This is a genomic window from Thiohalorhabdus sp. (assembly GCF_036628635.1).
In the GTDB taxonomy this organism is placed as follows: Bacteria; Pseudomonadota; Gammaproteobacteria; order Thiohalorhabdales; family Thiohalorhabdaceae; genus Thiohalorhabdus.
In genome coordinates this window covers 1-15,077 of the sequence record NZ_JAZKRM010000051.1, presented here as the reverse complement: position 1 = coordinate 15,077, position 15,077 = coordinate 1, and the positions used below count along the sequence as shown (strand labels likewise).

Annotated in this window: 11 protein-coding genes; 4 read left to right on the top strand and 7 right to left on the bottom strand. The window is 65.5% G+C overall.

Annotated elements, in window-relative coordinates:
- Positions 1–1,434 precede the first annotated feature (1,434 nt).
- The 3 genes from V5A19_RS12115 to V5A19_RS12105 all read left to right on the top strand — a co-directional run bounded on the left by V5A19_RS12115 (position 1,435) and on the right by V5A19_RS12105 (position 5,130).
- Positions 1,435–2,631 (top strand): MFS transporter, encoded by a 1,197-nt coding sequence (locus V5A19_RS12115; protein WP_332319808.1) that lies wholly within the window; start codon positions 1,435–1,437, stop codon positions 2,629–2,631.
- Positions 2,632–3,092: 461 nt separating this feature from the next.
- On the top strand, positions 3,093–3,557 hold the full coding sequence (locus tag V5A19_RS12110; RefSeq protein ID WP_332319809.1) for a YbhB/YbcL family Raf kinase inhibitor-like protein: 465 nt from the start codon (positions 3,093–3,095) through the stop codon (positions 3,555–3,557).
- Positions 3,550–5,130 carry a BCCT family transporter gene (locus tag V5A19_RS12105; RefSeq protein WP_332319810.1) on the top strand — a complete coding sequence of 527 codons (1,581 nt, stop codon included), beginning with the start codon at positions 3,550–3,552 and terminating at the stop codon, positions 5,128–5,130. Before V5A19_RS12110 ends, V5A19_RS12105 begins: the two co-directional genes overlap by 8 nt.
- Before the next feature lie 267 nt (positions 5,131–5,397).
- Here V5A19_RS12105 and V5A19_RS12100 read toward each other — a convergent pair whose 3' ends face one another.
- Positions 5,398–5,922, bottom strand: coding sequence for a transporter (locus V5A19_RS12100; protein WP_332327836.1), 525 nt, complete (start codon positions 5,920–5,922; stop codon positions 5,398–5,400).
- A 232-nt stretch (positions 5,923–6,154) separates the two neighbouring features.
- Entirely contained in the window at positions 6,155–6,337 is a 183-nt protein-coding gene (locus V5A19_RS12095) for a hypothetical protein (RefSeq protein ID WP_332319702.1), read from the bottom strand.
- A 198-nt stretch (positions 6,338–6,535) separates the two neighbouring features.
- Between V5A19_RS12095 and V5A19_RS12090 the strand changes: the two genes are divergently transcribed.
- Positions 6,536–6,868 carry a GrlR family regulatory protein gene (locus V5A19_RS12090; RefSeq protein WP_332319701.1) on the top strand — a complete coding sequence of 111 codons (333 nt, stop codon included), beginning with the start codon at positions 6,536–6,538 and terminating at the stop codon, positions 6,866–6,868.
- 446 nt (positions 6,869–7,314) lie between these two features.
- Here the strand turns inward: V5A19_RS12090 and V5A19_RS12085 are convergent, their stop codons facing one another.
- The 5 genes from V5A19_RS12085 to V5A19_RS12065 all read right to left on the bottom strand — a co-directional run bounded on the left by V5A19_RS12085 (position 7,315) and on the right by V5A19_RS12065 (position 14,987).
- Complete coding sequence (locus tag V5A19_RS12085) at positions 7,315–9,843, bottom strand: hypothetical protein (RefSeq protein ID WP_332319700.1); 2,529 nt, start codon at positions 9,841–9,843, stop codon at positions 7,315–7,317.
- Between the two features lie 615 nt (positions 9,844–10,458).
- Positions 10,459–11,931 carry a DUF4382 domain-containing protein gene (locus V5A19_RS12080; RefSeq protein ID WP_332319699.1) on the bottom strand — a complete coding sequence of 491 codons (1,473 nt, stop codon included), beginning with the start codon at positions 11,929–11,931 and terminating at the stop codon, positions 10,459–10,461.
- 317 nt (positions 11,932–12,248) lie between these two features.
- Entirely contained in the window at positions 12,249–13,382 is a 1,134-nt protein-coding gene (locus V5A19_RS12075; RefSeq protein WP_332319698.1) for a class I SAM-dependent methyltransferase, read from the bottom strand.
- A 532-nt stretch (positions 13,383–13,914) separates the two neighbouring features.
- Positions 13,915–14,298, bottom strand: a complete 384-nt coding sequence (locus V5A19_RS12070; RefSeq protein ID WP_332319696.1) for a PAS domain-containing protein — start codon at positions 14,296–14,298, stop codon at positions 13,915–13,917.
- Between the two features lie 566 nt (positions 14,299–14,864).
- Positions 14,865–14,987: a hypothetical protein gene (locus V5A19_RS12065; RefSeq protein ID WP_332319695.1), complete on the bottom strand. Its 123-nt coding sequence runs from the start codon at positions 14,985–14,987 to the stop codon at positions 14,865–14,867.
- Between the last annotated feature and the right edge of the window lie 90 nt (positions 14,988–15,077).

Genomic DNA, 15,077 nt, shown 5'->3' with positions numbered 1-15,077 from the left:
CCAAGTAGCCTTCAAGGTTGGACGTTAACTGTCATGTCAAGACTTGACCCCTAATACCGACCCCTAATCCCTACGGGCTACCTACCACGTGCTGCGCAACGGGGAGCCGTTCGAAACGGAGCGAGCCTTCGGCAGCTGAACCGATCAAGGTTCGGGCTGGGGCGGGCGAGCCCGAAGAGGGGTTGGCGCAACCAGCAGATTTGAATGGGCCCCTGTCCCATCCCGTTTTGTCATACCGGCGTGCGCCGGACCCGAGTACCTACGGATGCGCCTCTGCCGTGAGCCCGTAAGGGACTGGCAGGCCGCCAAACGGCCCGAGCCATGGATTTGTCCGCGGGAGGCCTCTCGCGCCTTCCGCCCGCTTTTGGACGCGGCAGGGTACGGGTGATTTTCTGGGGCTCGACCGAGCCAGGGGCCGGGTGAACCGCCGCAGGGCGCTTCCCCGCAGCCTTGAACCCGATGGGTGACTGGTGCGGATCCGTCATCCGCAGCCGGACCAAACGAGACGCCCGCCGTGCATCACCGGATCGGGGCCAAGCGCAGGCTTGGAGCCGCCCAATGGACCACCGGAGGGGCCTTACCCGGTAGTGCCTGCTTGACGGAGTCGGCTAATGGGTGACCCCTAATCCCTAATCTTGGTGACCCCTAATCTTGGTATACGAGCATTTAAAGGCACGGTCCAAGAAGGCGAAGTTGAGCACCTTCGTGGTACGGCGGTTAAGCCCCGGCTACGAGAACGTCGCGGACTTCCACCGGTACAAGTTCCCCATTACAGGGTTGGAGTGGTTAGAACCAGCTAGTCCCGCCAAATAAGAAAACCGCCCGTGCTATGGGGCTCATGCGGGATCTCTCTTCGGAAGGATGTCTAATTAACACTGGTGGCGGGGGACATCGGGATTAAGAGAATTTTGTTACTACTCATTCGGGCATCCTAAAGATCAGCACCTAATCTAATTCACCGACCAAACCGAAAAACTGGTACTGGGAGGAGGCCGGGAGGGGCGCAAGAACCGTGTGCTCGCGGCCCGGCGCCGACGGAACCAGCGCTTGGGGTGACCGCGACCATTTCAAATCCGGTCGAGGCGGGTAAGGGCCACCAGGAACCTCTCCCGCGGCGCCGCCCGAAATTCGCGCCTAAACCACCCCGGCGAGAGCCTCCCTAAGGCATCTCAGACCGTCGCGCAGGACCAGAAGGGCTGCGATGCGCTGGCGGTAGGCGAGGCCACTCCTGGTAAGGAGGCGCGCTGTTCGGAAGGAGCTCCTGCGGATCTGCCTCCCAGTCCATGCCCCCGCCTCAACCAGGAGGGGTGAATCGCTGGCACACCGCCGGCCCGGAGGCTAAGGTGGGCGCCAACGGACCACTCAGCGACCACTACGGCGGCATCTTTGCGCGACGGCGGCCGATTGGCCAGATGGCTTTACATGGGGGGCCTGATGCTCGCCGGCGAGAGCATCTTCATGCTCCCGTACATGCGCAAGACCTTTCAGACCAGCATGGAGTCGGTCTTTCAGGTAAGCAGCACCGAGCTCGGCTTGCTCAACTCCCTGTTCGGGGTGGCGGCGCTGATCTGCTACTTGCCCAGCGGGTGGTTAGCCGACCGCTTTTCTGCGCGCAAGCTGCTGACCCTTGCGCTGGTCAGCACTGGCGCTGGTGGCCTCGTGCTGCTGACCCAGCCAGACTTCACCGGCCTCTTGGCGCTGCACGCCTTTTGGGGAGTCACCAGCATCCTCATGTTCTGGGCGGCACTTATCAAAGCCACCCGCGAATGGGGCCGGCCGGAGACCCAAGGGCTAAGCTTCGGCCTGCTTGATGCCGGCCGCGGAGTAGCAGCCGCAGTCCTGGCCTCGCTGGCCACCGCCGGGTTCGCCCTGGCTGGCTCCACCCATGGCGGCCTGAACAATGTCATCTGGGTTTATTCAATGGCGCCGCTGGTGGCGGCGGTTGTGATCTGGCGGGTGGTCCCCGACGCTCTGTACGCCGGGGAACGGCGGGACGAGGCGCTGGCCGGGGAGCGCGCCTCGGTGCGCCAGGCGCTGGCCAAACCCACGGTCTGGCTGCAGGCAGTAGCCATCTTTTGCGCCTACATGCTGTTTTTGGGCACTTACGAGTTCCCGGCCTTCGCCGAAAAGGCCTACGGGCATAGCAAGACATTCGGCGCCGTCCTCGGCACCGCACGCGATTGGATGCGTCCGGTCGCCGCCCTTGGCGCCGGGCTCCTGGCTGACCGGCTGCTGCCTAGCCGCGCCATCGGTGGGGCCTTCGCCCTGCTGGCCACGGTGTTCGCTTCACTACTGCTGGTGCCGCCGACCACTGGTGGCCTGGGGCTATTTTGGGTGCAGGTGATCGGCGCTGGGCTGGCGGTATTTGCCTTGCGCGGGATCTACTTCGCGGTCATGGAGGAGGCCGGCATTCCCCATTACCTCACCGGCACCACGGTGGGCTTCGTCTCGTTGGTAGGCTTTTTCCCGGATACCTTCGCCCACTTGCTGGCGGGCTGGTTCGCCGACAGCTTTCCGGGCGTACTGGGTTATCGTTACTATTTCGGCGTCCTGGCGGCAGTGGCCGGTCTCGGCCTGGCAGCCGCCGTGGGCCTTCGCCTGCTCAGTCGGCGCACGGCGCCATCCTCCTAGCCGGCCGCGCCCGTCTTTGGCCGTACCAGGATGGGCAGGCCCGGATCAGCCGCAGTGCTTGGCAAGCTGCCGGGCTTGGTCGCCCCCCTCGGCCTGGCGCTCGAGGAAGTCGCGCAAAGCCCACTGACTCTTGATTGCTTGACGGAGTCGGCTAATGGGTGACCCCTGATCCAATTTTCCGAAAGCCCGCGGCCGCAATAGCCTGTTTTTAAAAGCAAGGTAACTGGGGCCCTGCTATGAGCGAGGCGGTTCCGCCCTTGGCCAAGCGGAGCCAGCCTATCCGTCAGCGAGGGCTTGCTAACCGGAGCCCGGATGGTCTCTGGATAACAGGGCCCTGCGGTGGGTCGCAGCTAGCGGATCCCCGCTTCTTGACCTTTAAGCCCGCTTCCGGCATCTGGGCGGTTTGTTTCGCTTGGGTGTAAGCTGGAATGCCAACCAGGGGGTAAACAGGGGAGGGCGCCATGCGCCTAACGAGCCCGGCCTTCGGCAGCGGGGACCCCATTCCCGCGCGATACTCGGAGAAAGGTCTGAATGTGCTGCCCCCCTTGGCGATCGAGGGGGTGCCGGCGGGGGCGGCCAGCCTGGCGGTGGTTATCGAGGATCCGGACTCCCCCCTGGGCCGGGGGGTGACCCACTGGCTGGCCTGGAATATCCCGCCCGGAACCCGCCACCTGGATGCCGCAGCCCCTCCGGAGGGAACCCTGGTGGGCACGGATACCTTCGGAAAGGTGGGCTACACCGGGCCAAACCCGCCGGAGGGGCGCCACCACTACCATTTCCGCCTCCTGGCCCTGGATGAGGAGCTGGCCCTGCCCTCGGGGGCGACCCGGGCGGCCTTCGACCGCGCCATCCGCGGCCACGTCCTGGCCGAGGCCGGGCTGACCGGCATCTTCGAGCGTTACATGGACGAGGAAGACGGTGGCTGAGTCGGGCCGGGATCCCGCAGAAGCCGCCGCCCCGGACGTCCCCAGCCGGGCCTTCTTCGCCACGGTCAATCCGTCGGTTTTCACCGCGTCCGCCGTGGTCGTCTGCGCCTTTGTGCTGTTCGGCGTGCTCTTTCCGGCCACCGCCAGCGGGGTGTTCGAGGGGATCCAGGGCTTCATCACCGAATACCTGGGCTGGCTTTATCTGCTGGCGGTGACCTTTTTCCTGGTCTTTCTCATCTGGCTGGGTCTGAGCCGCTACGGCCGGATCCGGCTGGGGCCGCCGGGCGAAGCCCCGCAGTTCGGGTTTTTTGCCTGGTTCGCCATGCTGTTCAGCGCCGGCATGGGCATCGGGCTGGTGTTCTGGAGCATTGCCGAGCCCATCCTACACTACCGAAGCCCGCCTTACGCCGAGGGTGGCACGACCGCGGCCGCCAACCAGGCCATGGTCTACACGTTCTTTCACTGGGGCCTCCATGCCTGGGCCGTCTACGTGGTGATGGGTCTGTCGGTGGCCTATTTCAGCTTCCGCTACCGGCTGCCGCTGACCATCCGCTCGATCTTTTTCCCCCTGCTGGGCAACCGCATCTACGGTCCCTTCGGCCACGTTATCGATGTCCTCGCTGTCTTCGGCACCCTGTTCGGCCTGGCGACATCGCTGGGCTTCGGCGTCATGCAGCTCAATGCCGGTCTGAATTATCTGGTGGGCATGCCGGTTTCGCACTGGTACCAGGTCGCCCTGATCGCCGGCATTACCAGTATCGCCGTGCTGTCCGTGATCTCGGGCCTCGATCGGGGCCTGAAGTGGCTGAGCATCTTCAATCTGGTTCTGGCCCTGGTCGTTCTGGCCTTTGTCCTGGTGGCCGGGCCGACGCTGTTCATCGTCCGCTTTCTGCTGGATTCCACGGGCGGGTATCTGCAGCAGCTGATCCAGCTCAGCCTCACCGCCGACGCCGTGGGCAGCTCCGACTGGCAGCAGGAATGGACCATGTTCTACTGGGCCTGGTGGATCGCCTGGTCGCCCTTCGTGGGCATCTTCATCGCCCGGGTCTCCCGGGGGCGCACCATCCGCGAGTTCATCGTCGGGGTGCTGGCCTTGCCGACCCTGTTCGTCTTCGCCTGGATGGCCACCTTCGGCGGCACCGCCCTGCACATGGAGCTGTTCGGGCAAGATGCGGGGATCGCCACGGCCGTGGCCGAGGACACCACCACCGCGCTCTACGTCACCCTCGACCGGCTGCCTTTGGCCACCTTGGCTTCGGCGGTGGCGACGCTGCTCATCGCCACCTATTTCGTGACATCATCCGATTCCGGCACCCACGTCGTCGATTCCCTGATCTCCCGCGGCAGCACCCGCTCGCCCAAAAGGCAGCGGGTCATCTGGGGGATCACCGAGGGAGCGGTGGCCGCCACCCTGCTTATCGTCGGCGGCGAGCAGGCCCTGAGCAGCCTCCAGACCGGCTCCATCGCCGCCGGGCTGCCGGTGGCGGTGATCCTGGTGGTCGCCTGCTTCAGCCTGATGCGGGCCCTTAAGCGCGAGTACCGGGTGGAGGGTGCCCAACCGCCCTGGGGCTGACGAGTACCCCAGCGGATGGTGGCAGCCTCGAAAATGCCTAAACCCCTAATACATTTTCCTGCCCGGCGGACGAGAAGCGGTAGAAGAATTCCGGGGAAGAAAGTTAATGGCACCCACTCCCTACCAATTCAGGACGGGCCCACTGGCAGGTCACATGAGTCGGTGGCCTATGGGACACCAGTCCGGTTGCCAAGTGGGTGTGCCAATCCCCCTTCAGGGACAAACGGGGCGCTCAATCCAGCCCGACCGGTGCCAGGGCTCCGCCGGCTAGAACCACTGAACCACTCCGACACCGAGGCTTAGATCTGGGCTGCCGTCGCTGAGCCCGAAGGCGATATCGGCGGTGAATACCCGGGATTCGGGCAGGAGCCAAAAGCTGCCAGCAAAGACCTCGAGAGGTGGGTCACCGTTGTCGGTAAGGGCGGTGCTACCGTCTAGGCCCCCGAAAACAACCGTTCCGTTCAGGGAGCGGGTTGCCTTAACCCCATAGGAGGTAATGCTGTTGTAGTCGAATCCGGCCGGCTCGCCCCGGATGGTGTAACCGCCATACCCCGACAACTGCCAGGATCCAAGGTCCTGACGCGGGGTCAGATAGCCACCGAGGTCCGGCTCGCCGGTACCCCGGCCGGCGTCTTCGTCGGCGGTGGGCACCTTGAGCGCGCCCGAACCGTATACCGACAGGCCCCCGTCGGTCTCGGGGATTAAGAGGTGGCCGGCCTGGAGGTAGAGGTCGCCGAGGCCGGATTCGGTGTCCCTGTCTTCGGTTTCCAGGACCTGGAAGGGCAGGACCAACCCGGCCCGCTCCTGGACAAGCCGCATCCGGTGCCGCAGCAGGTCCCGAACCGCCCGCTCCTCCCGCGGGCAGATGTAGCCCTCGGGAAGGACCCCCAGCCGCAGCAGCTCCGCCAGCCACCGCGCATCGTGGCGGTCATCCGTGAACTTGAGGCCGTCGCATAAGCTGGATGACCCGGGTGTTGGCCTGGGCGACCCGGTAGCCGGCGTCCTGAAGGCCGTCCACCAGCCATTACCACTTGTAGGTGGACTCCACGGCCAGGGCCTGAATGGCTTTCCCGAACGGCCGCAGCGCCTCCAGGACCGCCCTCAGATCGGTCGCCAGCTTGCGCACTCGCACCTGCCGGCCCTCGCCATCAACCAGAACCAGTACCAGGTTGTTGGAATGCGGGTCGATTCCGCCGTACATGGCCATGGCCGACTCCTTTGTTTGGGCCCGTGGGTTGGTTCTTTTCCCCAACGGTACCCCCAAGCGAGGAGTCGGCTAATGATTCTTCAAATCTTGCCATGATAGTCTGAAGGCTCCGGAGGAGCTGGCCCAACTGTTGCTTCCAGCTTTGACGCCTTAGGTCGGACTCTTTCCCTGGTCAATGCAAACTCGAAGAGGGCAATAATGTCTGTAGAAGCCCTTTGGTCCATTCGTTTTTCGGCTCTAGGCAGTCATGTGCAAGGTGTTGTGATTTTTGAAACCAACCGGATAATTGGGGGAGATAGCGATTTTTATTATATGGGAGAATACCAAGTAAATGATGGCTACCTGATCGGTTGGCTCAGAGTGGAGAACTATTCCGCCTCTGGTAGTTTGATAACGGAAGGCATAAAGCCTGAGATTTTTGATGTCTCCGGTCCCATCAGGAAAGGCAGTTTTCAACTAACGGGTACTCCTAGGGACGGTGATGGCAGTAAGTTCCCCATCAAATTTCGCCGCTTAGCCGACCTCCCCTAGCCGAAGCTCGGCCGCCGGGCCCGTTTGCCATAGAGGGGCAGCTCTCGCCATGACCGTTTTATGGCTGAGTAGGGCGATGGAAGCAATTGCCCGTTCAGCCATTTTACCCCTTTCTTCGCCTTGTCCTCCCCAGAGGTTTCCCCGGGCGCCGATTCGTCGCAATCGGACCCGTTGGTCTGGGCCACCCGGGCTCCCTGGCTTGCGCCCGAAGGGGTCAAGTTTCGACATGACAGGCGTGACGGTCGCTCTTGGCCGAGGAGCTGCCGCCTCTGCATCGAATACCTCGGCGCCTGGGTCCCCATCACCGCCCTGGTGACGGGCGAGATGGGATCTACCAAGAACAAGGACCCCCGCCCCGGTTTAAGGGGGTGGGGGTCCTTGGTTTCCTCTGTCCGGCTGGGGTCCCGTTTAGCGGGTCGAATCCTCCCCGAGCGGTCCCTTGGCCTTTACAGCCCCCGGCGCAGGCGGAAGCCAGCCGCGGCCACCAGGGCCAGAAGCAGCAGTCCGCCGCCGCTGCCACTGCCCGGATCCAGGGTGCAGCCGCCTCCGGTCCCGCCGGAGTCTCCGGAATCCCCGGACCCGCCTGAGCCGCCGTTGCCGCCGTCCGACACCTGGGCAGCGCCCGCCGGGTCCACGTCCGGCAGCTCGCGGTCCAGCTCCTGGATGGCTTCCATGTTCTGCCGGAGCTTATCGAGGGACTGCGGCGCCTGGTCCCGGCAGCAGGCCATCAGGGCGTCCATGTGCTGGGCCGCCGAGTCCGCATGCTTATGGATGGCGCCGACGAAGCCGCGGATGGTTTCCTTGCCGTCGGCCTCCCGCAGCCGGGAGACGCCTTCGGCGCCTTTCCCCAGGGCCTTGCGCAGCTTGTCCAGATCCTGGCTGGCCATCCCGACTTGGTCGGCGATGGTTTGGGCCTGCTCCAGCTTGTTGCCCAGCCGGTCGATCTCGGACCGCCCCGGCAGCTTATCCCAGGCCAGGCAGCCGCCGCCGATCTCGAACCGAGGCTGGCTCTCGGTGGGAATGGCGCGGACCGCGTCCACCGCCACCCGGTTGTCGCTGTCCCGCAGCCCCTCGAAGCGGAGGTAGGCGTCGTCGTAGGCCCGGGTCCGGAAGCGGAAGCTATGGGCGCTCCAGCCCCCGGAGGCCTGCACCTGTTTCCACAGGAGGCTGCCGCCGAAGCCCTGCTGGGCCGACTTCACGATCGCCCGCACCCCGGTGCTGCGGTCCAGGGCCTTGGCCTTGAAGTCCAGAGCGTAGCGGGTGCACTGGCGCAGGGGGATGGTCGGATGGGTCAGACCCTCGCCCATGCTGTCCGCGCCCAGGATGCCGGAGTAGATCCCCGATTCGGGGGGCGGGACCTCGTAGATGAAGCCGTGCGCCGACTTGCGCGGGTCGATGCCGGCGGCGCTGGCCAGGTCGCTGCGCCACGGCTCGCGCTGGTCCCAGGTATCGAACGCCCAGTTGGCCGCCTCCTCCTTGACCAGGGTGACGCTGCGCAGGTCGGTCACGCCCTGGCCTTCCGCGGCCACCGTGAGGGCCGGATCCGGGCAGGAGGAGCCCGTGGTCAGCTTCAGGGTGGTCCAGTCCACGTGGGAGGTCAGGCTCGCCGGTGCCGGGCTAGACGGCCGCTTGAGCTGGGCCACCTCGACATCGCGGCACTGCTGCCCGGCGCCCTCGAACGCGGCCTTGATCCGGGGCAGGGAGCGCGAGTCCACGGCGCGGTAGGCCACGCGCAGGGCGTAGTGGGTGTCCGGCTCCAGGTTGAGCGAGGGGTGCTTCAGGGCTGCGCCCTCCTCCCCGGAGGCGGCAATGCGGGCGTGGAATTGCCACGGCTCCTTGGAAATGGAGTCGTTGCTCCTGGTGGAGGCATTCTTCCAGCCCCGGAAGCCGCTGCCCGTCTGCCAAAGGACCCGGCGCCAGCCGGTGTTGAAGTCCAGGGTGTAGATCGGGCGCCGGCCGATGTCGTCGGCGATCTTCTCCTGGATGTCCAGGACGTGGTTGTCGTTGCCGTCGGTAACCTGGTCATTGACCAGACTGCCCGGGTTCTGGGCGCAACCGCCGGAGGTCTTGGCCCGGCTGCCCCCGCCCCCGTGCAGCTGCGTCAGGGGATCGTTGCCGGGACTCTTGGCGGGATCGGTGGCCTCGATCCGGTACTGCTCGTTGGGCGGCAGGTCGCCGGCGTTCAGGATCTGGCGCATGCTGGAGCTGTTGCGCTTGGCGACTCCTTGCACTCCCGTCGAGGTGGGCCCGATCACCGCGGTGTGGGTCTCGATGCTCAGCCCCAGGCTGCCCGAGGACTCGTAGGTGGCGGTCTGGTGCGCTTGGGGCAGGGCGCTGGTGGTCGGATGGGACTGGCAGTTGGGCACCGCCCAGCTCTTCTCGCTGTCGTCCTTGACCGGGCCCTTGGTGAGCAGCTTGACCCAGCCCCAGTTGTTGGACGGGTTCTGCACCGGATGGCCGAACACCGAATACACCGTGTCCCCGACCCGGTCGTGCTTGAGGAGGCTGTAATCCACCCATCCGAAGCGGTTGCCGGGCTTGGGCGTGGCATTGGCGCCGCACTGCCAGACGGTGAGGTCGGCGTTGGAGGCCAGCCAGGCGAACGCGACGTTGCGCGTGCAGGTGTAGTCGAACCGCTTGCTGTTGCTGCCCTGGAGCTGCTTGGTGGGGTAGATCTCCATGCGGGCGGTGCTGCCGGGATCGAGGTTGCAGTGCGCCGCGGTCACAAAGAGGGTGGGGCCGATCCAGGTCCCCGTGCAGCCGCCGTTGCCAAAGGCGTAGCCCACTGCGTGGCTGCGCAGCGTCATGGTGGATCCGGAATCGTAGTTCCGGGCCATGGGCGTGTAGTTGCCCTGCTGGATCTGCTGGTGGTTGGCCCAGATGGGCGGGGCCGCCAGGATGGCGGCCGACACCCCGAGCAGGAGCCCGAGGCGCGTGGCGAATCCGGATGTGTTGCGAACCTTTTGGCCTTGCATGACGTTGCTCCTTTCCCCGAAAGGGTTGCGGGAGGGGGTGCCCCTCCTGCTGAATGGCGATTACCCATCAGGAGAACAGGGCCCTGGGGAGCCCGTCTGTTAAATGGTTCACAGGGCGGTCGAGGTGGGGCGGGACCGGGTGGCCTGCCTGGAAGAGGCGGTGAGTAATGGGCCGGCCGCATGGGGTCAGGCGAATTGGTCAGCTTCGGGGTCACCCTGTGCCTGGTTGGGCCGGTCGCCGGGGAGTTGCAGGCCACGCGCATGACAAAGGATCCCCCATGGGGGGGACCGGCCTGCTGCGCCAGGGCGGTCAGGAAGCCGGATACGGCGGGGACAATGCCCGGTTGGTCGGTCCAGGCGATCAGCAGGAGGGCGGTGGCGGCCATAGCCACCTCGGGGTGAAACGGATGGCACCTTGCGGGGGGCTACCGGTCCGGGTTGTGAGATTCGGCGGGACCGGAGGCTGAATGCGTTCGTTGGCAACAAGTCAATATGAAAAAAGGCCGGCCCCTTGGGGCCGGCCGGAGGCAGCGCAACGAGCTTGGTTCAGACGGTTCCCTTGGTGTACCCGGCATCTGCGTCCGCGGAGTCGGTCTCCCCGGTTGCGGCGGTGCCTTAGTCCTCGGTCTCGGTCGTTTCGTCGGTGGTCTCTTCGGAGTCGTCTGCCTCTTCGTCGGCTTCGTCATCCTCTTCAACCTTGGCGGTCACCTGGCAGCCGGGATGCGCTCCGAAGGCGTCATCGTCCAGCTCGATTACCGAGGCCTCGCCCGCGGCCAGATCGGCCTTGATTTCCGCAGTCACGTCCGGCTTCAGGCAGGGGCGATTGCCGTTTTTGAACCAAACGCCGGCGATGTCGAGGCGGAGCGGCGAGGAGAGGGCGGCGTCGTCATCCTGCTCGAGGATGGTCACAGTCAGGATCTTGCCATGGAGGCCCTCCACCCGGGCCTCGATCTCGGTCAAATCGTCCTCGCCGGCGGGGTCATGGCCCGGCTCACCGCCCTCGATCTCGACAACCTCGGCCGACAGGACAAGACCGTCCCAGGTGCCGCTGACCTCGATCTCGACACCTTCCTCCAGCTGGGAGGTGCTGCCGCGGGCGTACTCGGCGTTGCCGAGGTTGATCACCTTGATGGTCTCGGCGCCGGGGAGGAAGCTGGCGTCGCTCACCGTCAGCTGGGCGGTGCCGGTGTCAGCGTCGTAGGTGCTGACAGTGCCCTCGGCTTCGTCGCTTTCGCCATCGCCCTCGTCGTCCTCGCCGGTGGACTCGATCTTCACGCTTACCGCGGTCACGGTGGCCGTGGCCGGATCGTAGTTGCCGTTGACGTTGACGTGGTAGCCGACGGCCAGCGGGCTGGTGTCCCGGTCGGGTTTGCCCTGCCCGGGCTCGAACACGCTCGCCGCGGCATGGAGGTTGGCGGTCACCTCCGGGCCCTCGGCATCATCGGCGTTGCGAACCTTGAAGGTGGTGTCATCCACGATCTCGGTGACCACCGCGTCCATCTTGGCGAAGGTGCGCTGCAGCAGTTTGACCTCTTCCTCGTCCTGCGCAACGACCTTCGGCGAGACAACGTCGGTGTCCGGATCGTAGTCGAATTCCTCGAGGTCGAAATCGAGCGCGAAGGCGGTGGTCGCCCCTTCTTTCACCACCAGATCGCCGCTTACCTCGGTGGTGTAGTCGGTGCTGCCGTTGTTGCTGAAGTAGGCGCTGATGGCGTCGTCGCCGTTGCTCGGGACCAGCGACAGCTCATTGTCGAGGCGGACCTCGAAGGTGTCATAGTTGCCGGCGGGGAGCTCGGAAACGCTCAGCAGCTCACCGACGCCGTCAAGGCTCGTCAGGTTGACGGTCTCGCCCTCGGCGTTTTCGTAAATCGTCTGGGCCTCGCCGTCCGTCGGAATGACGGTTACCTCGTGCAGCGTGACCCACACCGCCTCGTAGTCCTCGGCGAGGTTATCGGTGATGAAGGCGGATACGGTGCCGGTGGATGTGGACGTCGAGGTGCTCGTGGTGCCGCCACCGCTCCCGCAGCCAGCAAGCAGGAGGGTGAGGAGTGCAAAGCCGGCACCGAGCCAAAGGCTGGGTCGGACCATGGGATATCCTTTTTTGGCCAAAAGGTGGAAGAATCTCGGAGAGCCAACCAGACCCTTGCGGCTGTATCATCGCCCTCCGCAAGAAGGGCCCCCTTGCGGCATAAACACGGATAAGGACAGCGCAGGGTTCCCTGCCGTTTGCAGGAACTCGGCAGGAGGGCCGGGGAGCGAGCCAGAAAACGATTTAAATCTTGACTCTACCGGTTTAGGGCTAAGAAGGGGTTGCCCCAGCTGTCATGTCAGGACCTGAGCCCTTTACTCGCGGGGCGCCCTGCCCTCCCCGGGGCGGCGCGGGCAACGAGCCCGCGCGGGGCTCGTCAAGGCTCCACCCGGCCCCACACCGCGAACACCGGGTCGGCTTCCGACCGTTGCCCCCAATGCGGATCATCGGCGGGCCGGCTGTCGCCGCGGATCGACTCGGTGGCGATGTCGGTGAACCAGCCCGATTCGCGCATCCAGTAGGCCACCAGACCGACGCGCTCGAAGGGATGGAGCTCGGTCCACAGGCGCGTCACCTTGGGGGGGAACCAGCGGTCCGAGCAAACGATCACGGCCGGGGCGCCGGGCACGAGCACGCGGCCGACCTCACGCAGCACCGGCACCGGGTCTATCAGGTACTCGAGCGAGACGGTGCACACCGCCGCGTCGAAGCGGGCCGCCGGGAACGGCAGCCGGGGATCGGCATTGAGGTCGTGCACCACGCGCTCGGTTAGTGCGGCGTTGTGCTCGAGCTCCTGGCGGTTCATGCCCAGCCCGGTGACCTCGAGGTCGCTTTGGGCCGGAAGGTGCGAATCCCAGCTCGCCATCAGATCGAGGACCGCCATCCCCGATCCGATGAAGCGCGAATACAAGGCCCGGACGTGCGCGAGCGCCGTGGCATCGAGGTGCGCAACCAGCCGTGGACGCTCGTAGAACAGCGTGTCCGAGCACTCGTCCTCGCGCGCGTACGCCCCCGTTTCGTCCGGGCCGGGCCCGCGGGCGGCGATCGGCCCCTGCATGCCGGGACCGGCGCCCAGGGCCTCGGTGAGGGTCTCCCGCGACGGCCTCGCACCGTTGGTGACGAAGAGCTCGAGCGCGTAGGGCGACAACGGATGATTGAAATCCGCGCGAATACCGCTCGGGTCGGCGTCGATGACGTAGAAGACACCACCGGACGCCTGCGGCGCGTCGCCGTCGACGAGGGCCGCGGGATAGAAACGGCCGGCACGCAGCCCCTCGGCCGGCACGCGCCGGTCGAGGCGGTTAGGCTCCAGCACCGTCACGCGCGTCTCGTCCCAGGCCGGCACGACTGATGCCGCCATCGATGTCAGGTCCTTGCCGCGGCCGCGTCTTGACCCGGTGCCGGCCAGACGCAGCCGGTCCGTGTGCCGTGCGTGCTCGCTCGACCAGCGCACGCACAGCTCGGGGGGGGCACTCGATTCCGATCGCTTGTGGCGCCGCTTGAAGATCATCCACGCTGCCATAAGAGGTTGAATCGGAGAATCGCGGCGAGGCGCCGCGCCCATTTTTGCCTGTCTGACTCGAGCACACCTCGAACCCGCATGACGCGGCAACCCCCTTCCCAGCCGTCCCGGCTCTGCCCCCTTTCCTCTTCCAGCGAAGGCGGCGAGCCGCGCAACGGCAAACCGGAGAGGCCTTAGCCGGTAGTGCCCTTTTGCTCGAGTTGGCTAAGGGGGGATCTTTGTCGCTCAGGTGTCTCTCAGGCGGGGAGCCACGACTTTGGGGTCAGGCCTTGCCTTTTGCGGGGATGGGCCCTGGGATGAGCTTAAAGGGCAGGTCTATCCGGGGTCGGATGCCTTCCCCCGACGAAGCCATGGCCCCGGCCTACGCCACTAGCGGTTATACCCTGTGGGTAATGGGGGGATTTCTTCGGCCGGCACCATTCACGGGTCAGTCGCATGGCTCGCCAAGTGGGTGAGGCAAAAGAAAAGTCCTGACCCTGTGCCCTTGGCCCTTTGCCCCTAGGCACCCCGCCGGCCCGCCTCACTCCGCTAAGCCGGTGCCCCGCTGGACGGTTACGTAATGGGTAGTCGGGCCGTTGCCCGTAGCCACGGGTATCACTTTCCACTGCATCTGGAACGGCGTGCCGTCCTTGCGGTAATTGATCGCGCTGCCCTCGAATACCTCGTTGTTCGATATGCAGGTCCGCAGACGCTCGAGAACCGCGCTGTCCGTATCCTCGCCCTGCAGGAAACGGGGTGTGGCCCCGAGCACCTCGTCTGACTCGTAGCCTGTCAGCTGAGTGAATGCGGGATTGACGTGGATAATGCGGAAATCGGTGTCGGTAATCAGCACTGAATCGTAGGTCGCTTCCATCGCGGCCTGCAGTAGGGCGGACCACTCCGCCGTTGAAAGAGTATCGGACATCGGACGGTCTCCTGTCGTTTAGGCTAGCGTTCCAAGCCTTTATGTTTCTGAAACCCGGGTCAAGCCTCGCAGTCATGGCGTATTGCCCTCACCCAGCCTACGGGGCGGGTCCGCTGATCGCCGGCCCCCGCACTCTCTAAATCCGGTATGGACCAATCTGGCCGCGGAGGCGGTGGAATGGCCGTGGAGCGGCTACCGAGCCACCGCTGGCCACGCTCCCCGAGCTTAGTGGCTTAGTGTGGTCGGGCTCCTGACCGGCTTCTCGCCCCGGCCGGAGGCGGCCCGGTGCTGTACCGGGCGTTCGTGGCCCAGGTCGGGGACGCGCCCTGGGATGGGCGGAAAGGGCAGGTCTATCCGGGGTCGGATGCCTTCGTGGAGGCGCTGGCGGAGAAGGGCGGCGCCGAGGCATGGGGCAGGTTCCCAATGCCCAGCGCCGGCCCGCTGCGCCTTGTCTTTCCGATCTAGCGGCGACGCAGTTCCGCGACGGAGCTATCGCCCGGGCCTGGTCACCGGCCGGCATGACCTGCGGGTAAGCGGGGAGGTCTGCGGCCGGCACTATCTGCGGGTCAGTCGAATCGCACGAAGGGGGTGTGAGGCATTAGGCAAGACCTTACCCTGTGGCCGTAGAAGGCGATCTCCTCCGGATCGACGCTGTTCACCGCCCCTGTCTCCGGTGTTGGTTCGCTCATCGAGGTTTCTCCGTTTTCCATTCAGCCGAAAATAGAAACCGCCCGGATTCCCGTTAGGGGGCGGTCGGGAACCCGGGCGGTGCGCCGCCG